This window comes from Sporosarcina sp. NCCP-2716, from assembly GCF_023707985.1.
In the GTDB taxonomy this organism is placed as follows: Bacteria; Bacillota; Bacilli; order Bacillales_A; family Planococcaceae; genus Sporosarcina.
In genome coordinates this window covers 1-17,743 of record NZ_BRCF01000015.1, presented here as the reverse complement: position 1 = coordinate 17,743, position 17,743 = coordinate 1, and the positions used below count along the sequence as shown (strand labels likewise).

15 protein-coding genes are annotated in these 17,743 nt (G+C 54.4%); 6 read left to right on the top strand and 9 right to left on the bottom strand.

What is annotated here, in order from left to right; all coding sequences use genetic code 11:
• Positions 1-169 precede the first annotated feature (169 nt).
• From NFU03_RS15630 to NFU03_RS15615, 4 genes are all read left to right on the top strand, one after another.
• The gene (locus tag NFU03_RS15630; RefSeq protein WP_309296281.1) at positions 170-1,030 is read left to right on the top strand and encodes a YihY/virulence factor BrkB family protein; all 861 of its coding nucleotides are present in this window, start codon (positions 170-172) and stop codon (positions 1,028-1,030) included.
• On the top strand, positions 1,031-1,708 hold the full coding sequence (locus tag NFU03_RS15625; protein WP_251640056.1) for a response regulator transcription factor: 678 nt from the start codon (positions 1,031-1,033) through the stop codon (positions 1,706-1,708).
• Positions 1,705-3,084, top strand: coding sequence for a sensor histidine kinase (locus NFU03_RS15620; protein WP_251640055.1), 1,380 nt, complete (start codon positions 1,705-1,707; stop codon positions 3,082-3,084). The genes NFU03_RS15625 and NFU03_RS15620 overlap by 4 nt, the downstream gene beginning before the upstream one ends.
• A gap of 73 nt (positions 3,085-3,157) precedes the next feature.
• Positions 3,158-3,556, top strand: a complete 399-nt coding sequence (locus NFU03_RS15615) for a hypothetical protein (RefSeq protein ID WP_251640054.1) — start codon at positions 3,158-3,160, stop codon at positions 3,554-3,556.
• A 77-nt stretch (positions 3,557-3,633) separates the two neighbouring features.
• Here the strand turns inward: NFU03_RS15615 and NFU03_RS15610 are convergent, their stop codons facing one another.
• The 6 genes from NFU03_RS15610 to NFU03_RS15585 all read right to left on the bottom strand — a co-directional run bounded on the left by NFU03_RS15610 (position 3,634) and on the right by NFU03_RS15585 (position 9,765).
• The gene (locus NFU03_RS15610) at positions 3,634-5,175 is read right to left on the bottom strand and encodes a solute symporter family protein (protein WP_251640053.1); all 1,542 of its coding nucleotides are present in this window, start codon (positions 5,173-5,175) and stop codon (positions 3,634-3,636) included.
• 14 nt (positions 5,176-5,189) lie between these two features.
• Positions 5,190-5,552, bottom strand: a complete 363-nt coding sequence (locus NFU03_RS15605; protein WP_251640052.1) for a DUF485 domain-containing protein — start codon at positions 5,550-5,552, stop codon at positions 5,190-5,192.
• A 228-nt stretch (positions 5,553-5,780) separates the two neighbouring features.
• Positions 5,781-6,479 (bottom strand): hypothetical protein, encoded by a 699-nt coding sequence (locus NFU03_RS15600; RefSeq protein ID WP_251640051.1) that lies wholly within the window; start codon positions 6,477-6,479, stop codon positions 5,781-5,783.
• Entirely contained in the window at positions 6,460-7,350 is an 891-nt protein-coding gene (locus tag NFU03_RS15595; protein WP_251640050.1) for an ABC transporter ATP-binding protein, read from the bottom strand. Before NFU03_RS15595 ends, NFU03_RS15600 begins: the two co-directional genes overlap by 20 nt.
• Before the next feature lie 18 nt (positions 7,351-7,368).
• Positions 7,369-8,526 (bottom strand): hypothetical protein, encoded by a 1,158-nt coding sequence (locus tag NFU03_RS15590; protein ID WP_251640049.1) that lies wholly within the window; start codon positions 8,524-8,526, stop codon positions 7,369-7,371.
• A gap of 27 nt (positions 8,527-8,553) precedes the next feature.
• On the bottom strand, positions 8,554-9,765 hold the full coding sequence (locus NFU03_RS15585; RefSeq protein ID WP_251640048.1) for a hypothetical protein: 1,212 nt from the start codon (positions 9,763-9,765) through the stop codon (positions 8,554-8,556).
• A gap of 168 nt (positions 9,766-9,933) precedes the next feature.
• On the opposite strand from NFU03_RS15585, the gene NFU03_RS15580 reads away from it, so the two are divergent.
• Positions 9,934-11,994: a catalase gene (locus tag NFU03_RS15580; protein ID WP_251640047.1), complete on the top strand. Its 2,061-nt coding sequence runs from the start codon at positions 9,934-9,936 to the stop codon at positions 11,992-11,994.
• Positions 11,995-12,064: 70 nt separating this feature from the next.
• Here NFU03_RS15580 and NFU03_RS15575 read toward each other — a convergent pair whose 3' ends face one another.
• Entirely contained in the window at positions 12,065-13,015 is a 951-nt protein-coding gene (locus NFU03_RS15575) for an MBL fold metallo-hydrolase (RefSeq protein WP_251640046.1), read from the bottom strand.
• 544 nt (positions 13,016-13,559) lie between these two features.
• On the opposite strand from NFU03_RS15575, the gene NFU03_RS15570 reads away from it, so the two are divergent.
• Complete coding sequence (locus tag NFU03_RS15570; protein WP_251640045.1) at positions 13,560-14,636, top strand: S-layer homology domain-containing protein; 1,077 nt, start codon at positions 13,560-13,562, stop codon at positions 14,634-14,636.
• Between the two features lie 47 nt (positions 14,637-14,683).
• On the opposite strand, the gene NFU03_RS15565 is transcribed toward NFU03_RS15570, so the two are convergent.
• Positions 14,684-16,843: a type IA DNA topoisomerase gene (locus NFU03_RS15565; RefSeq protein WP_251640044.1), complete on the bottom strand. Its 2,160-nt coding sequence runs from the start codon at positions 16,841-16,843 to the stop codon at positions 14,684-14,686.
• Positions 16,844-17,316: 473 nt separating this feature from the next.
• On the bottom strand, positions 17,317-17,493 hold the full coding sequence (locus NFU03_RS15760; RefSeq protein WP_309296280.1) for a hypothetical protein: 177 nt from the start codon (positions 17,491-17,493) through the stop codon (positions 17,317-17,319).
• Positions 17,494-17,743 lie beyond the last annotated feature (250 nt).

The window sequence follows — 17,743 nt, the reverse complement described above, 5'->3', positions numbered from 1 at the left end:
TAGATTTATGAGCGCTTTTCTAGATTTATGAGCGCTTTTCTAGATTTATGAGCGCTTTTCTAGATTTATGAGCGCAAGGGGCTGAACGACTGAGGTTGGTGGACTGCGGGCATAGGGATGACGTAGAATGGAATAAGATATAATGGGATGACATGCGTTGTGCATATGGATGGGTAAACTGCTGGTTATCATAATGAATCGAGGGTTTGCTTTGAATATAGCGCTTACCGTATTGCGTCGGTTTCTGACTGAACGTTTCTATGATCAGGCTGCTCAGACCGCTTATTATTTGCTTCTTTCCATGCTGCCGTTCTTCATATTCATTTTGTCGTTATTGAGCTTATTTCCGGTGAATGAGGAGATGCTCTTTCGTTTTTTGCGGCCCTTTCTGCCGGAGCAGTCGTTTGCGCTGATTGAAGACAATGTGCAGGAAGTGTTGCGGAATGGGAAGGGCAGGTGGCTCTACCTGAGTCTGGCCAGTGCGTTCTGGCTGTCTTCTGTCACCGTACAGTCGCTGGCCCGTTCGCTGGACTTGGCAAACGGCTATGTGCGGAAGCGGGGGTTCTGGCTTTCGCTGTTCCGTGATTTAGGAGTCACCCTGTTGTTCATGCTGATTGTTCCGCTGTCGCTGCTGCTTCCTTTCATCGAAAACATCCTGCATGAGGTCGTCTCATATTACGACCGGCTGGACGACTGGGAAGGCTGGTTGTTCTTGTGGCCGAAGGTGAAATGGGGGCTCGGGACGCTGTTCCTCTTCTTCTTCTTTCTCGTGTTTTACAAGATCGTGCCGAGCGGAAAGGTGCTGTTTCGCCACGTGCTGCCCGGAGCAGTCCTCTCGGCAATCGGGTGGCAGCTGTTTTCCTATTTGTTCGGAGACTGGGTGACGGCAGTGGATTACACGAGATTATATGGCCAGTTTTCAGGTATCATTATGCTAGTGGTGTGGCTGTACATGACTGCAGTCATTATCCTGGTATCCGGGCTTCTGAATACGGAATGCCGCCGGGCCGGGAAGAAAGGGGTGGAATGAATGCTGACTGTGTTGGCGGTGGATGATGATCCGAACATTGTGGAACTTGTGCGAATCACGCTTTCGGCGGCGGGCTACTCGGTTGTCAAGGCCCGTCATGGGAAGGAAGCACTCGAGAAGGTCGAAGAGCAGGTCCCGGACTTGGCGGTCGTTGACGTCATGATGCCGGAGATGGACGGGTATACGCTGACAAAAAAACTCCGATCGGACTGGGATATCCCCGTCCTGCTGCTGACGGCCAAGGGGGAGCTTGAGGATAAGGAGAAAGGCTTCCTCGCCGGGTCTGACGATTACTTGGTCAAGCCGTTCGAGCCGAAGGAGCTGCTGTTTAGGATCCGGGCGATCTTGCGGCGGTACGAGAAGGCGGTCGATGTGTTCATCGAAGCGGGACCGCTGTCCATCAACCGGCAGACCTATGAGGTGTCCATCGGCAAGAAAGTGCTGCTGCTGCCTCTCAAGGAATTCGAGCTGCTCTCGGTCCTCGCCTCCCGGGCCAACCAGGTGTTCACCCGGGAAGTGCTGCTGGAGCGGGTGTGGGGCTACGATTACCAAGGGGACGAGCAGACGCTGAACGTACACATCAAACGGCTGCGGGACAAGCTGGCAGGGCTGCCGGAGCAAGTCAAGATTGTCACGGTGCGGGGAGTCGGGTATAAGTTGGAGACGGGTTCCGTATGAGGTCCCTCTACGGAAAGTTCCTACTGTATACGGCTGGGATCATGGCGTTCAGTGCACTGTCCGCGTTCCTTGCCGTCAATACATACTACCACCAGAATTTCAAAGGCTCGAATGACGCGAAGAATATGGCGATCGTCCAGGCGATCGCCTCATATATCGAAGAGAGTGAGCCGCAAGATCTTGCGGCATACTTGGAAACGCAGGCAACGGCGGGATACAAACTTCTGCTGGTCGATAAGGAGTCGAATGAGCAGCGGTACGGACAGCCGTTCCGGGTCAGTAATCTGCCGGCGGACAGGGTGTCGGATGTATTGAAGGGCAACGTCTATCATGGGATGCGCGAATTCCCGACTGAGACATTCGTGACGGGCTTCTTTTCCGATGAAACCGCAAATACGGTCGGTGTCCCGCTGACTTATGGGAGAAAGCAATATGCGCTGTTCCTCCGGCCTGATATAAAACTGCTCTTCACGGAAGTCCACTACCTGCTTGGCGGAATGGTCATCGTCATGGCGATCACCAGTCTTCTGGCCATGCTGATCGTCGCAAAACGACTGATCCGGCCGATCACGCAGCTGACCCTTGCCACGAAGAAGGTCGGAAAAGAGGAGTTCAGCAATATCCTGACGATCGATCAGAAAGATGAGATCGGCCAGCTGGCGGAAAGCTTCCGGAACATGACGGAACGGCTTGGGGAGAATGATTTGATCCGTAAGAAGTTCATCAGCGATGTGTCGCATGACTTCCAGTCGCCTCTGCTGAACATCAAAGGATATGCAGGCCTCCTGTTGGATGAATCCCTGCCGGCAGAGGAGCGGGCGGGCTATGCCAAAGTGATCCAGTCGGAGACGGACAGGCTGTCGTCCCTCACGAAGCAGCTGCTGCTTTTGACGTCGCTGGATCAGATGATGAGTCCGCTGAAACCGGTCCGTTACAGTGTCAGCGATCAGCTCAAGGAGGCCGTCCGCAAATACCGGTGGCTGCTCGAGGATAAGCAGATCTCCCTGTCGATGGAGATTGACGACGCCGAGCTGACAGGCGATCCGGCGTTCCTCGAGAAGGTATGGGAAAACCTGCTGTCGAATGCGCTGAAATACACGGACGAGTACGGCACGATCGACGTCTCACTCACTGCAGCGGAAGCATCGGTCACGGTGATCATCCGGGATACTGGTATCGGCATTGCAGAAGAGAATGTCGGCCAGATCTTCAACCGATTCTACCGGGAGGATGATTCGCGGACACAGGCAGCAGAAGGGACGGGTCTCGGCCTGTCCATCGTACAGCAAGTCGTCGAACTGCATAATGGCACCATTGCAGTGACCAGTGAGAAAGGCGAAGGGACCGCCTTCACGATAACGCTTCCGAAATTGTAATGTGCTGTACATGTTGCGTTCATGTTCGGGTTATATGATAGAAGTAATCAGAACGACACAGGAGGAATGCAGCATGCAGGAAAAATGGAGTGTACGGTTAATACGTCTGGCGGCGTTATTCGGATTAGTGGGGACTATCTTGGGATCACATATGGCTGGATCGGGATCGTATGCATTTAAACCGATTCACGCACACGTCCTTCTCGTCGGCTGGCTTTCCGTTTTCTCATGGGGCGTATTCTATAAGATCTACCGTGTCCGCGCGGTGAAACTCGTTTCTGTACACGGATGGGCAGCAATCATCGGATCGATCGGCCTGACCGTCGGAATGTGGCTGCAGTTCCTTCAGCCATTCAACATCAACTCAACAGTCGCACTCATCTTCTACATCGTCGGCGGATCGATCCTGCTGATCGCGTTTGCGCTGTTCGTGCTGATGACATTCCTGATCGACCGTACGGAATCCCGATAAGAAAGAATAATTGAAAGCCCGGCTGTCCGTTATGGAAACGGACAGCCGGGCTTTTTGCGTGTCAATGAATTCCGGAGTTACAATCCGCGGTATCCTGTCTCCGCTTTGAACCGGACTTCTGCATAGGCGACTTCCGCTTCCTCGTGGCGTTTCGCACCGATGTACGTCCCGATGATCGCTGCCAGGAAACCGGCCGGAATCGAGACGATCGCCGGATTGACGAACGGGAAGAGCGGTTCGCCGACGAAGAAGGCGGCGCCCGGTACCGGGTTGATGACGTTCGGGCTGATCGCTACGAGAACGAGGGCCGTGATTAGGCCGGTCAGCATCGACGCCACAGCGCCAGTCGTGTTGAACTTTTTCCAATAGATCGTCATCAGGATGGTCGGTACGTTGGCGGAAGCTGCGATACAGAACGCCAGGGACACGAGGAACGCGACGTTCAGCTTCTCGGATCCGAGTGCCAGCGCGATTGAAACGATACCGACACTGATTGCTGCAACACGGGCGGCACGCACCTGCTGCTTTTCAGTCACTTTGCCTTTCATGATGATCTCTGCATACAGATCATGTGCAATCGCGGATGCTCCGGATAGCACGAGCCCTGCGACCACTGCCAGGATCGTCGCGAAGGCGACTGCGGCTACGAACGATTCCAGCGCATCTCCGCCGAGCACACCGGCGAGCATCGGAGCGGCCATGTTGCCAGCTGCGTTTTCAGCAATGATGGCTTTCGATCCGACGAATTTCGCTGCACCGAAACCGAGGAAGATGGTCAGTACATAGAAGATCCCGATGATCCAAACCGCATAGACGACAGAGGAGCGGGCCGTCTTCGCATCCTTCACCGTGAAGAAGCGCATGAGGATGTGCGGCAGTCCTGCGGTCCCGAGCACCAGTGCCAGCAGTACGGAGATCAGGCCGATCGGATCCTTGTAGACGACACCGGAATGGAGGAACGATTCCCCGTGGTCGGTCGCCGTACGCATGACGTCGAACATGCCGACGAAGTTGAAGTTGAATTTCATGAGCACCAGGAAGGAGATGACGATCGTGCCGACCATCAGCAGGATCGCTTTGACGATCTGCACCCAGCTCGTGGCGGTCATCCCGCCGAACAATACGTAAATGAGCATCATGACCCCGACGATCATGACGGAGATCCAATACTCGATGCCGAACAGCAGCTTGATGAGCGCGCCGGCTCCGACGAGCTGTGCAAGCATGTAGAACAAGACGATCGTGATCGTGTTGAGTGCTGCCGCCCCGCGGACTTTCTTGGCCCCGAAACGGGATCCGATCATGTCAGCCATCGTATACTTCCCGAGGTTCCGGAGCGGCTCCGCAATGAGGAACAGCACGACGAGATAGGCGGTCAGGAAGCCGACGCTGTAATAGAATCCGTCGAAACCGTTTAGTGAAATGGCCCCGGCAATGCCGAGGAACGAAGCGGCCGACAAGTAGTCCCCGGCGATGGCCATGCCGTTCTGCCAGCCGGAAAGCGATCCGCCCGCCGTATAGAAGTCACTGGCTGTCGTCGTCTGTTTGGCAGCCCAGTATGTAATGTATAGTGTCAATAAAATCACAGCAAAAAAGATAGCGATGGATATCCCGCTCATACAAAAATCCCCCTTTAGTCCCGAACGTGTTTTTCAATGATCTGGTCAACATCTTCGTCGAATTCCCGTGCCTTTTTCACGTAGATCTGTGTGAAAATCCAGACCATGGCAAACAGCCCGAAAGCGTAAACCCATGTCCACGTCATCCAGCCGATGGCGCGCACCTCCAGGATTTTCGTATAGCTGGTCAGCACCGGCAGCAGCAGGTAGATTGCGAAAAACGCAATCGTATAAGGAGTGATGAAGCGGTTCTTCTTCCTGATCAGCTTCTTGAACTCCGGTGTTTCGATGATCCGTTCATAATCCAGTTTTCCATCCGTCGTCCGAGGCAGTTCCTGTGCATCCCGGACCCGGGACTCTTTCAATTCGACCGTCACCTGCTCATCCCCTTTATCAGTTCGTGCGAGCTGCTGGGTTCCTCCGCACACTCATCCCCCAATGAGCATCCGCCGTGAATGACTTGTCCAGCCTCTCTATTAATACAAGGTACCAAATAGACAGAAGATATGCAATATTATAGTTACATAAGGTATTTTCATTGGATGAATAGAAAAACCGCCCCTTCCCCGAAGGAAGGATAGCGGTTCATTTACAGTTCCAAAAAGTCAACGGCCGGCAGGGGTGAACGTGATCGCGCCCGTCTCCGTCACCCGTAGCCATTGGCCTTCTTTCAGCTCAACTGACCCTTCCGTCCGGCCTGCAGTCCCGCCGACCAGCTCATACAGCAGGGGCTCCTTTCCCTCTTCGAGCACTTGCAGATAGCCATAGGTTTCGTCCAGCGAGATGGTATACCGCCCGGGGGCGATATCCGTGCCGACTTCCCATATACCGGCAGTCAGTACGTTCTGCAGGGAAGTGGCAGCCGGAGTGACCTCTACCGAATCGAACCCGCCGTCAGCACGGATGGTATAAGACTCCTCAATTGAAACGGTCAGACTGTGAGCGCCGGCATAATCGCCGACAATCTCACGCAGAACAGTTTTTCCTTCCGCATCCAGAACATAGATATTGCCGGTCGGGTAACCGGTGATCATATAGCGTCCGGCGGGCAGTTCGATGGATTCCCCTGTCTTCGGAACGACGGGGATGGAAACCTGTCCGGCACCCGGATTGTTCCGGTCTGCCGCGGCAAATAGGCCGGGGTGGACGGGACCGACCAGCTTTTCTTTCTCACGGCCCGTCAGTTCGTAACCCTGGCTGTAGCGGACGACGGATTCCGTGGAGGGAATCCCCTTCTGCTGGCACCCGGCGGCACATAGGAGCAGCACCAAGAGGAGGAAGGCGTTACGAATAATATTTTTCATAGTACTCCACCGTTCCGAGCGGTCCCACCGTCATCTTTTCACTGCTAATCTTCAGCAGTCGCTCCATCCACTGGGTCTGTTCATGTATGACCATGCCTTCCAATGGAAGACAGAGCAGATGGCGGGCGATGTACAGATGGCCGGCGGGCAGTGTGCCGGTTTTCTGAAGCCGGCTATACTGTTCAGGAGGCAGTTCCGCTTTCAAGTAGACATCCCGTTCCTGGGTCAGCTGCTGTTCATGGACAATCCGCCCGTCTTTCAGGAAGATGACCCGGTCTGCATACAGGTCGAGGTTCTCGAGCAGATGGGAGGCGACGAAGACCAGCTTCCCTTCCTGTTTCATGTCCGCCAGGCATTCCGAAATCAGCGCCACGTTTGCGACGTCCAAGCCGTTCATCACTTCATCCATCAGCATGACGGGGGTATCGGCGGCCATCATCATGGCGAAACAGAGCCGCTGGCGCATGCCGAGTGAATAGGTCTTGGCTTTCTTCTTGACGTAATGCCCCATCTGAAGCCGGGCGATGATGGCGGGGACGCGCTTGGACGACCCGTTCCACATGGACGCGTACAGCTTCAGGTGATCCACTCCTGACAATTCGTCGAACAGGTCCTTCTGTTCCGGAAACGTCGTCAGCTGCCTGTGGATCAATACTTCTTCTTTTTCGTTGCGGTAGGCATACTTTCCATTGAACAGCACTTGCCCGGAATCCGGCTTCGTATAGTTTGCGATGATATTGAACAAGGTCGTCTTGCCGGTACCGTTCGGGGCGGCAACACCGATGATCTCACCCTCTTCCGCTGTGAACGTCAAGCTGTCCAGGATCACTTTGCCTGGATAGGCGATCGAGATGTCCGTCAGTTTTAACATGGCTGTACCTCCTCGAAGTTAGTTGACAATCCGCTGTACGGACGTCCGCCGTACGTACCGCAGTCGGTTGAGCGTATACAGGACGGCCAGCAGGAAAAGCGTCAGTCCGATGAACCAGAAGAAAGCGTGCACATAGTCCATGGAGCCGCTTCCGAACCGGATAGCTGCCTCTCCGCTCAGGACAGCCCCGGTATCCGCCATCGCCAGCGGAGACAGCCAGCCGACCGGCGGCACTCCTGCCGCGTACAGCAGGGAAGGCAGCAGCAGCAGGGAAACGATGGCCAGCACGGCTGCGTAGGTGTTTGCTGTCAGTTCCTGCAGGAGCAAAAGGAGAACGAGCAGCAGCAGTCCGATGAGCAGGAACGATACCGACTGCAGCAGCACATACCGGACGGCGGACACGGCGGTGTACGTCCCGCCGGAATAGAGCAGGACAGGGGAGACAGCACTGCCCCAGCCCGCTTTCAGTCCCGTGGACACCCATCCGATAAGTATGGCGGCCGACAGAAATACGGTGATGGTGATCAGGTGGAGCCCCACTTTTGCACCCACCCGCTGCATGTAGGGGATCGGCAGCCCGCTCATGACGGAACGGTTCAGCCGGTCATGAAGCAGCATGGTACTCCCGATCAGCAGGACGAAGAGACTGAAAGGGATCCCGCTGATCAGATCGAGTGCCGCGGGGACATACTGACTGGCGACGAACGGGTCGGAGACGACTGGCACATCCTTCGCCCTGTAATAGTTCAGCAGGGCGAGTTCTTTTTCGATCGCTTCCTCAGATACGACAAAACTCGGATGGACCCCCTTGTTGCCCGCCGCGTGAAGTTCCAAGCGCAATTCGTTCAGCCGCAGCCCGTCTTCAATATAGTCGTCGTCCTGCGTGTCATCCCACAAATAGAAACGCTGCATGTTCACGAGGGAAGCCTGTTCCGTGAGGTTGTCATAGATCTTCTTCCCTTCTTCCGTTTCCCGCATCTCTTCCGGGAACGCTTTGAAGATCGAGTTGTATTGATCCGCCTCTTCGTTCTTCTTGTCTTTCAGCGATTCAATAGGCTGTTGACTGTATTGGCCGTGATACAGGGGAAAGAAGAGGACCAGCGCCAAGCCGAGAAGCCAGTTTTTCCGGTTGTGGATAAGCATCTTCAATTCGAATAACAGATAATAGCGTTTCATTGGCAGACTCATTCCTTCTGTGTAATGTCAGCGGGACTGATAGAGACGCCGCTTGGTGATCACGCGGGACAGGACGAACAGAATGGTTTCAAGTATGAGCAGGGTGATCAGCAGCACTGCAAAACCTTTCCCGAGAGTGATTGTCTCCGTGTTCAGCAGGAAATTCTTCTCGCCTGTCACGATTTTCCCGAAGTCGAAATACGTCTGGGGGAAATAGCTGACGTCGATGCCCGCCAGTTCCCTCGTCGACCGGGTGGCGTACAGACGTTCGGAAAAGACTGCCAGTGTACCGAGCAGAAGAACGATCCATTCATTCTTGAACAGCAGGCCGAGGATGACGTTCAGACGAATCACGAGAAAGACGAGCAGCGGGACGGCCAGCAGCGACAGGCCGAGAAATTTGAGGATGCTCATCACTCCGTATTCATCGATGGAGAATGTCTGCTGGGCTGTCATGATCGGCACGTCCAGATTGAATGGCCCGATACCATATTGGACAGCAAGCAGCAGGGACCCCGCAGCCAGCACCCCGATGATGACAAGCAGTGTGTACAGGAATGCGGAAAGCGACTTCAGGTTCAGCTGTCGGTACCAGGAAATCGGAAGACCCTGCAGGACAGTCCGGTGCGAACGGTCCCGGGACAGAAGGTCGCTGCTGAAATAGACCGCACAGAAGAGGATGAAGAAAAATCCGTACGTCTGCAGGAAGACTTGCAGTGACTGGATACCGGTCTTTTCAAAAAGCAGCCCCTCCGTGATCTCCCGGTCATTGGACAAGAAATCTCCGTAACGGAGCATCGTCTGGTGATACAGGTGCTCCCGGTCTTTCACAGGGAATGGGGAGTTGCTGAAAAGGGTGTCATCCCGTGTGTAGACGGAAGGGTCGGATTCCAAGTAGCTGGCGCGCAGATGCAGATAACGGAGGAAGTTACGATCCTCGTACGAGTTCAGGAGGGCGGAGAACAGACCATGGTAATAGGCGTTCCTGGCAAAAACCGGCTCGCCTGTCATAAGGACGATGCCCGTGTGGCCGCTTTCCAGACGCTGTTCCTGTTCCACTTCCAGCTTCGTCAAGTAGGAGCGCGTCTCGTCAGGATGCAGTGTTTCGGCAGTTTCCCGGTTCGGCACGAGCAAGAAACAATAACTTAGAAGGACGATGCCGATGAACAGCAGGAACGGAATGGTCCGTTTACTGGCGGCGGTCATCAGAAATTCGTGCGTTAAATAAGTTCGATTCATCCCAGCTTCCCCTTTATAACGGTTTTCCATAAAATTTCTAGTGGTGAATAACTCATTATACAGTTAATTCTAATAAATACAACACGTTTATGGAGGTCAGTCATCCGGCAGCCCAACGATGCATACACTGTAAATGGTTGAAAAACTCGCTGAGAAAGGTGCGCATATATGGATAATCGATTTTCCGATGAACATAACGAATTGGTCACGAACCGTAAGCTCGAACAACTGGAGGAATTCCGCATCCGAAATGCCGGCAATCCTCTGACGACGAACCAATCGCTGAAGCGTTCGAATGATGAGGACCAGCTGAAGGCGGGCATCCGGGGTCCGTCACTGCGCCAGGATTATGAATTCTTTGAAAAGATGTCGCACTTCGTCCGGGAGCCGATCCCGGAGCGCAAAGTGCACGCAAGAGGGTACGGCGCCCACGGTGAATTCGAGTGTTACAAATCGATGAAAGAGTATACGAAAGCCGGGTTCTTGCAGGAAGCCGGTAAGAAAACACCGTTGTTCGTCCGCTTCTCGACCGTTCAGGGTCCCCGCGGATCGAAGGACACGGCCCGCGATCTGCGCTGTAAAGGCGTGAAGTTCTACACGGAAGAGGGCAACTACGACCTGACGACGATCGCCATGCCCGTGCTCATCAACCAGGACGCCATGAAGTTCCCGGACGCCCTGCATGCGTACCAGCCGGAACCGCGGAGCGGCATGCCGACAGCTGCAGGCGCGCATGATAATTTCTGGGACTACGTGGCGAACAACCAGGAAGGTCTCCACATGACGCTGTGGGTCATGTCCGACCGCGGTATCCTGAGAAGTTACCGGATGATGGAATCCTGGTCGATCAATACCTATCTGTTCGTCAACGAACAAGGGGTCGCCACTTTCGTGCGCTTCGTCTGGAAACCGGTCCTCGGCACGCACTCCATCTTGCAGGACGAAGCCCAGAAGATCGGCGGCATCGATCCCGATTATCACCGCCGGGATCTGCGGGAAGCGATCGACCGGGGGGCCTACGCGGAATACGAACTCGGCGTGCAGCTCCTGGCACAGGAGGATGAATTCAAGTTCGACTTCGATATTCTGGACCCGTCCAAGTTCTGGCCGGAAGAACTCATCCCCGTCCAGCTGATCGGGAAAATGACGTTGAACCGGAACGTCGACAACGAATTCGCTGAGCTCGAACAAGTGGCGTTCAACCCGGCGAACGTCGTGCCAGGCATCGACTTCTCGAACGACCCCGTACTCCAGGGGCGGCTCATGGCATACCAAAGTGCGCAGTATCACAGGCTCGGCAGCGCGAACTTCCAGGACCTGCCGATCAACCGGCCGCTCTGTCCGTTCACCAACAATACGCGGAAAGGCTTCATGAGGTACCGGATCGATGCGGACCAGACGAACTACCACAACAACTCGATCGACGGCAACACTCCGTACACGGTGCCGCCGGAAGAGGGAGGATACGCCTCCTATCCGAAGAAAGTGGAAGGGCACGTCATCCGCGCCCGCAGCAAGTCGTTCGATGATTTCTTCTCACAGCCACGGATCTTCTGGAACAGTCTCACACCGATTGAAAAGCAGCACATGATCGAGGCACTCAGCTTCCAGCTCGGCTGTGTCCAGAGTGAATCGGTCCGCCAGCAGAACGTCGACATGCTCGTGAAGGTCGATAAGGAAATGGCGAATATCGTCGCAGACAATATCGGCGTCAAGCGGCCGGAAGGAACGAACGTCCCCGTCTCGACGAAGTACCCGTCCCTCAGCCAGGCGAGCTCACCGAAGTATGCGTATTCCCAGAAAGTCGGCGTGCTGATCACGAATGGATTCGATACGAATGCAGTCAAACAGACGCTGGATGTCCTGGAGAAATACGGTGTATTCGTCGTGATCATCAGTGAAACGCTTGGCACGGTGACCGGCAGCGACGGCACCAAGCTGAAAGTGGACGAAACGTTCCTGACGACGAGCCCGTATTTGATGGACTCCCTCTACGTCGTCGGCGGCACACCGAAAAACGCGGATAAATTCAATTACGACATGAACGAATATATCAGCGTCGCCTACAAACACTACAAGCCGATCGGCGTGGCGGCGTCCGGACAGAAGTATTTGCAAATGACGGAGAACAATAACATGGCCGGTGTCGTCTTTGCCGGAAGCAGCCAGAACTTCGGCGAAGAATTCACCGCAGCCGTGGCACAGATGCGTTTCTGGGACCGCACATAATACAAAAAAGCACCTTTTCCTTTGAGGGGAAAGGTGCTTTTGTTTAGTGGGGATCAAGGACGGGGAGTCTCTATTCCATCGTTTCGATCAGTGTCTCACCGTGCTTGAACAGCCGCAGCCGTTCCGGTCCGAATCCGCGCCGCCGCCACTCCGCAAGCAGCCGGTCCAGCGCTTCTTCCGTCGTGTCGTCCGCAAGATGATACGCCCCGTAGTGCATCGGGACGAACACGCGGCCCTTCACGTCGGAAAACGCCCGGATGGCCTCCTCCGGCGTCATATGCTGCGCGCCCATGAACCATTCCGGTTCATAAGCACCGATCGGCAGGAGGGCATAGCGGATATCCGGGAACTGGTCGCCGATTCCGCGGAACCCTCCGAAATAGCCGCTGTCACCGGCGAAATAGACAGTGACAGTCCGCCCGGCATTCCCTACAGCCGGCTGGATCACCCAGCCGCACCAGTGCGACGTGTTCGTATCCGTCAGCGACCGCTTCGTCCAGTGCTGTGCAGGAACCGAGTGGAAGGTGAGAGGGCCGATACGCACATGGCCGCCCCATGAAACCTCATGGACCGTATTCCGTTTCATCAGCTTGCGGACTTTCGGGCCGAGACCGTCGGGCACAAGCAGGATCGGATTGCCTTTCAGGCGCCGCAAAGACCCGGCGTCCATATGATCATAATGGGAATGGGACAGTAAGACGACATCCACCGGCGGCAGTTCCGCAAGCATCAGGCCCGGTTTTTCCAGCCGGCGGTCCAGCCCCATCCGTCCCGCAAATACCGGATCGGTGATGATCGTCAGCCCGTCCATCTGGATCAAGAACGTCGAATGGCCGATCCACGTCAATGTAAAGTCGCTACGGTTCTGCAATAAATAATCCGGCTTCTTCTCGCGCGCCTGGCCGATCTTAAAACGCATGTCCTTCTTCTTCCGGGCCCGCTCCCGGCGCCAGCGCATCAGCTCACCGAACGTCGCCGGCCGCGCATCCGGATCCATATTCCGGTAACGTCTCTTCACCATCGTGCCATTCCCCCGTTGAAAAGCAATTTTCTCCATTGTACCGCACGACGAACGGCCAAGCGAGCGGTCCATCCGCTCAATTGGCCCGGCTAACCGCTCAATTGCGATGCCTAACCGCTCGATTAGCCCGGCTAACCGCTCAATTGCCGCGGCCATCCCCATGCTCCGAACTATCTCGATTCGCGCCGAATGGGTCTTCCCCCAATTCAAAACTAAGAGGGAATGGCGGACTCCGCCTTTTCGGTCACGGCGGGGCAGGAAACGCTCAAGCAATCCTGTAAAGCGCTCAAGATACATGGTGAAACGCTCAAGTGACACAGCGAGCCGCTCAAGCAAACTCCAATCCGCTCAAGCAACTTCATGAACCGCTCAAGATGACACAAGAACCGCTCAAGCAACCGCAGGCTCTTGGGACTAACTCCATTAAGGGAGCAGATTAATTGCTCAGCAAATGAAAGAATAGAGTATATCCTCTGGAAATATGTTGTTAAGGTCCCAAGAGATTGGTATGATTAAGGAAACAGGAAACTAAAGGAGTGATTGCATGAAACGTCTGCTCACTTTGCTGACCGTTCTCGGCTTGTCGTTCGTACTGGCAGCACAGCCGGCAGCGGCAGCCAGTTTCCCGGATGTGCCGAAAACGAATCGCTTCCACGATGAAATCAATTTCCTCGTCAGCAAAGACATCATCAGCGGCTATTCGAACGGCATATTCCAGCCGGCGAAAGATGTCACCCGCGGCGAAGCTGCCATCATGGTCAGCCGTATGCTGAAGCTGAACAGCACGCCGCGCAACACGAAATTCAAGGACGTCGGCAAAGACTACGGCGCAAGCGGCTACATCGCAGCGGCTGCAGACCGCGGCCTCATCAACGGTTATGCAGACGGCACGTTCCGCCCGAACAACAAAATCACGCGCGGCGACATGGCGATCATCCTGGAAAGGTCGTACGGTCTCATGGCTGGAAGCTATGGTACATTCAGCGATGTCGGATACCAGATGAATGCCCACATGGCAATCGCAACCATGGCAGGGGCGCATATCGTCACGGGCTACCCGGACGGAACCTTCCGCCCTACCGCGAATGTCACGCGTGAGCAGTTTTCCGCCTTCCTGGCGCGCAGTCTCAACAACGTGTTCAAACAGCGGACGCTCAGCAAAGACGGTTATGCCTATGACCTGACAAAGACATATATTTACGCTCAGCAGAAAGGTGAAATGCATGTCGCCTACAAAAGGGTGTCCATCAAACCTGCAGACGTGATATTCAGTGGCTATCTATGGGAATTCAAGGACACGGGGGACGGATCGGTTTTCCACCTGGATCAGAGAGAAACAGAAGAGGGGCTCTTCATGGTGTTCCCGATGTCCGAATCCGAGCAGGTGCTGACCTATCCTGTTAAGGCAGGGTACAAGTGGCAGCCCGGCATGGATATGCAAGGGAGGGAAACCATCACGGGTGTCAGCAAAACCGTGAAGACTCCGTACAAGACATTCACAACGGCCGTAGAAGTCACGAACGAAAAAGGCTATAAATCCTACTATGTTAAAGGGATCGGGCGAGTAAAGACGGTCGACAAGTCAGGCAAGATGGTCAGCGAACTAAAATCGATACAGTAAAAAAACAGGCGGCGAGAGGGGACCATCCCTTCTCACCGCCTATTTTTTCATGCGTTGTTTTCAGCGTTCGGAAACACGAGATTCAGCTTGCCGTCCTTCAGCTCGAGCGATGCATCGAACTTCTTGCCGGCGGATGATGTGAAGCCTTTGATGACATTCGTCTTGCCTATCGTACAGAGCAGTTTCACTTGCGCCGGCGTCACTTTCTTTTTCAGAAATACGCCGGGGAATGTCTGCTTGCAGCCGTTCTTATAGTTGCTGCAGCCGTAGAAGTCCTTACGGGCAACGATCGTCCCTTCCTTGCATGCCGGGCACGGCGCGACTTCCACCGCTGTATACGATTTCCGGCCGGACGCTTTCCTCGGCGGCAGCACGATGTCGATCGTCTGCTGCTCCAGCTGCTTCGGCACATCATCCAGCAGTTTGCGGATGAACTTCGACACGCTGTCGAGGAAGTGGGTGCCCGTTCCTTCGCCGTTGCCGATTTTCTTCAGATACGTCTCCCATTTCGCGGTCATCGACGGGCTCGCAAGCAGACTGCCTTCGATCGCCTGGCAGAGCACCCGGCCTTTGTCGGTGATGGAGACGATATTCTTCGTCACGGAAATATAGCCGTGCTTCTTGATCGTCTCGATGATACCGCTCCGCGTCGCTTCCGTCCCGAGCCCTTCGATCTCTTTCAGGATGTCCGTCTCGCTCTGGTCTTCGATGAGCTTCCCGCATGTTTTCATCATTGCGATCAGCTGGCCTTCCGTGTACGGCTTCGGCGGCTGGGTCGCCCCTTCCTTGATGCCGATTTCGCTCTGGACGGTCTCCTCCTTCACGAGCGGCGGCAGGGCGGGATCTTCTGCGTCCTTGCCTTTCTTCAGCGGCGCGGCGAACAGCTCTTTCCAGCCCTTGTCCACCTCTGTCTTGCCCGTCGTGAAGAACGGCAGTCCGTTGACGTCTGTCGTTACTTTCGTCTCGCTGTACAAATAATCCTGGTGGAACATCGCAAGCGCGGTCCGGACGACTTCTTCGTACAGGTTGCGTTCAAGCGGCGACAGCTTCGCAATGGTGGCCGCAGTCGGCACTTTCTTTGTCGGGATGATCGCATAGTGCTCCTGCACTTTTGAGCTGTCGACGAAACGTTTCTTCGGCGACTTCGACACGATGTCGAACGGCTGTCCGATCAGCTGCTGATAGTCCACGGCAGCCGCCGCCAAGTAATTGAACTCACTCGGCGTAATGTGCCGCGTGTCTGTCCGTGGGTAGGACACGAGCTTTTTCTCGTACAGTGTCTGCATCGTCTTAAGAACAGTCGCCGGACTGGCTTTCCAGCGCCGGTTCGCCGTCGCCTGCAGCGTCGAAAGGGAATGGAGTTGGGGCGGCGGCATACGCTTGTCCGACGTCTTCAGCTCGGTGATCACACCGGGTGACCGCTTCGTGATGTTCCGGCTGTTCAGCGCGTCTGCGATCAGCTCCCGCTTCGGTTCCTTCAGCTTCGCTTTCCCTTTATACGTCCCGCCAGCTGCAGTGAACAACGCTTCCGCTTCAAAGAACGGCTCCGACACGAACGTCTCGATCTCCCGCTGCCGCTGGTAGATCAAGTACACCGTCGGCGACTGCACGCGCCCGATCGGGAACACTTCCTGCACGCCTTTCGCCTTCAGCAACAGCGTATACAGACGAGAGCCATTCATACCGACGAGCCAGTCGCTGATCTGGCGCGACTTCGCCTCTTCATACAGCTGCAGGTCCTTCCGGTTGTCGCGCAGGTTCTCGAATCCTTTCCGCACTTCATCCGCCTCGAGCGAATTGATCCACAGCCGCTTGATGGTCTGTCCGCGGGCCCCCGTCTGGTTGTAGATACTATAGAAGATATTCGACCCTTCTCGGTCCACGTCACACGCATTGATGACCGTATCGGTGTTCTTCATCAGCTTTTTCACGACTTGGAACTGCTTGTATTTCCCCTTCGACACCTCGAACTCATAGCGCTCCGGCAAGATCGGAAGACTGCCGAGCGACCACCGTTTCCAGGAAGGATTGTACGTATGTGGTTCCTTCAGCTCAACCAGGTGGCCGACACCCCATGTCAAAAAAGCCCCCTCCGGAAACACCGGACACGGAAGGATCTCCATATAGCCCTCATGCTTGCGCGCCGAGAACGCATCAGCATACGCCTTTGCCTGCGACGGCTTTTCGGCGAGGATCACCGGTTTCATGACAGCACCTCGTTTCAGTGGTAGTACAGGTGTTCTAATTATCTCATAGAGTTACAAAGAATGCGAATGAATGGGGAGGGAGGCAAGTATAAATCAACTAAAGAAGCAGTGACAGTAAGCGGATGGGCGGTTGGCAATCCCTGATTTAGAAGAAAGGCTGACTACGTACACCGCGTCCTGCGGCAATCATTGCATTAGCCACCCAAAAAAAGTAACCACCCTCCGCTCTAGCTACGTGTGAGGTGATTACTTTTCTGAACAAACACCGAATACAGGCCAACCGCTCTTCAAGCGGATGTCCGCTGCAATTGACTGGGAGTTTGCGCACCCTGTCTATTTTAGATATGCTCAGTGTAAAATAATGAAACTTATATTTAATAAAACTTATGTTTGCGTTAAGTGATTTGGTGAGCCATGTAACTATAAATTGTTGAGGATTTTCAGCGAAATAGTTTGTCGGATATTAAGCTGATTCAATCAGCATATTTATACTCCTCTTCTCGCTCAGATAGAAAGTTATAAAGCCGACGTCCATTCATTCCAACAAGCCAGTCACTAACTTGTCGTGTTTTTGCTTCGTAATAAAGCAGCAGATCTTTTTTATTATCCTGAAGGTTATTGAATCCTTTACGTACCTCATCAACTTCCAATGAATTGATCCATAGGCGCTTAATCGTCTTATTCCTCGCACCGGTCATGTAGGAGATGGAATAGAAGATATTAGTTCCTTCACGATCACAATCGCAGCAGTTCAATATCGTTGAAACGGCAGGATCATTGAACAGCTGCTTAATAAGTTGAACTGAACCTTCTTATCGTAGGACACCTTATGTATTTGGCAAGTAGAAAATGTATGTTTCGGCAATTAAAAATGTAGGTCCTTGCCAATCATCTTGTTTT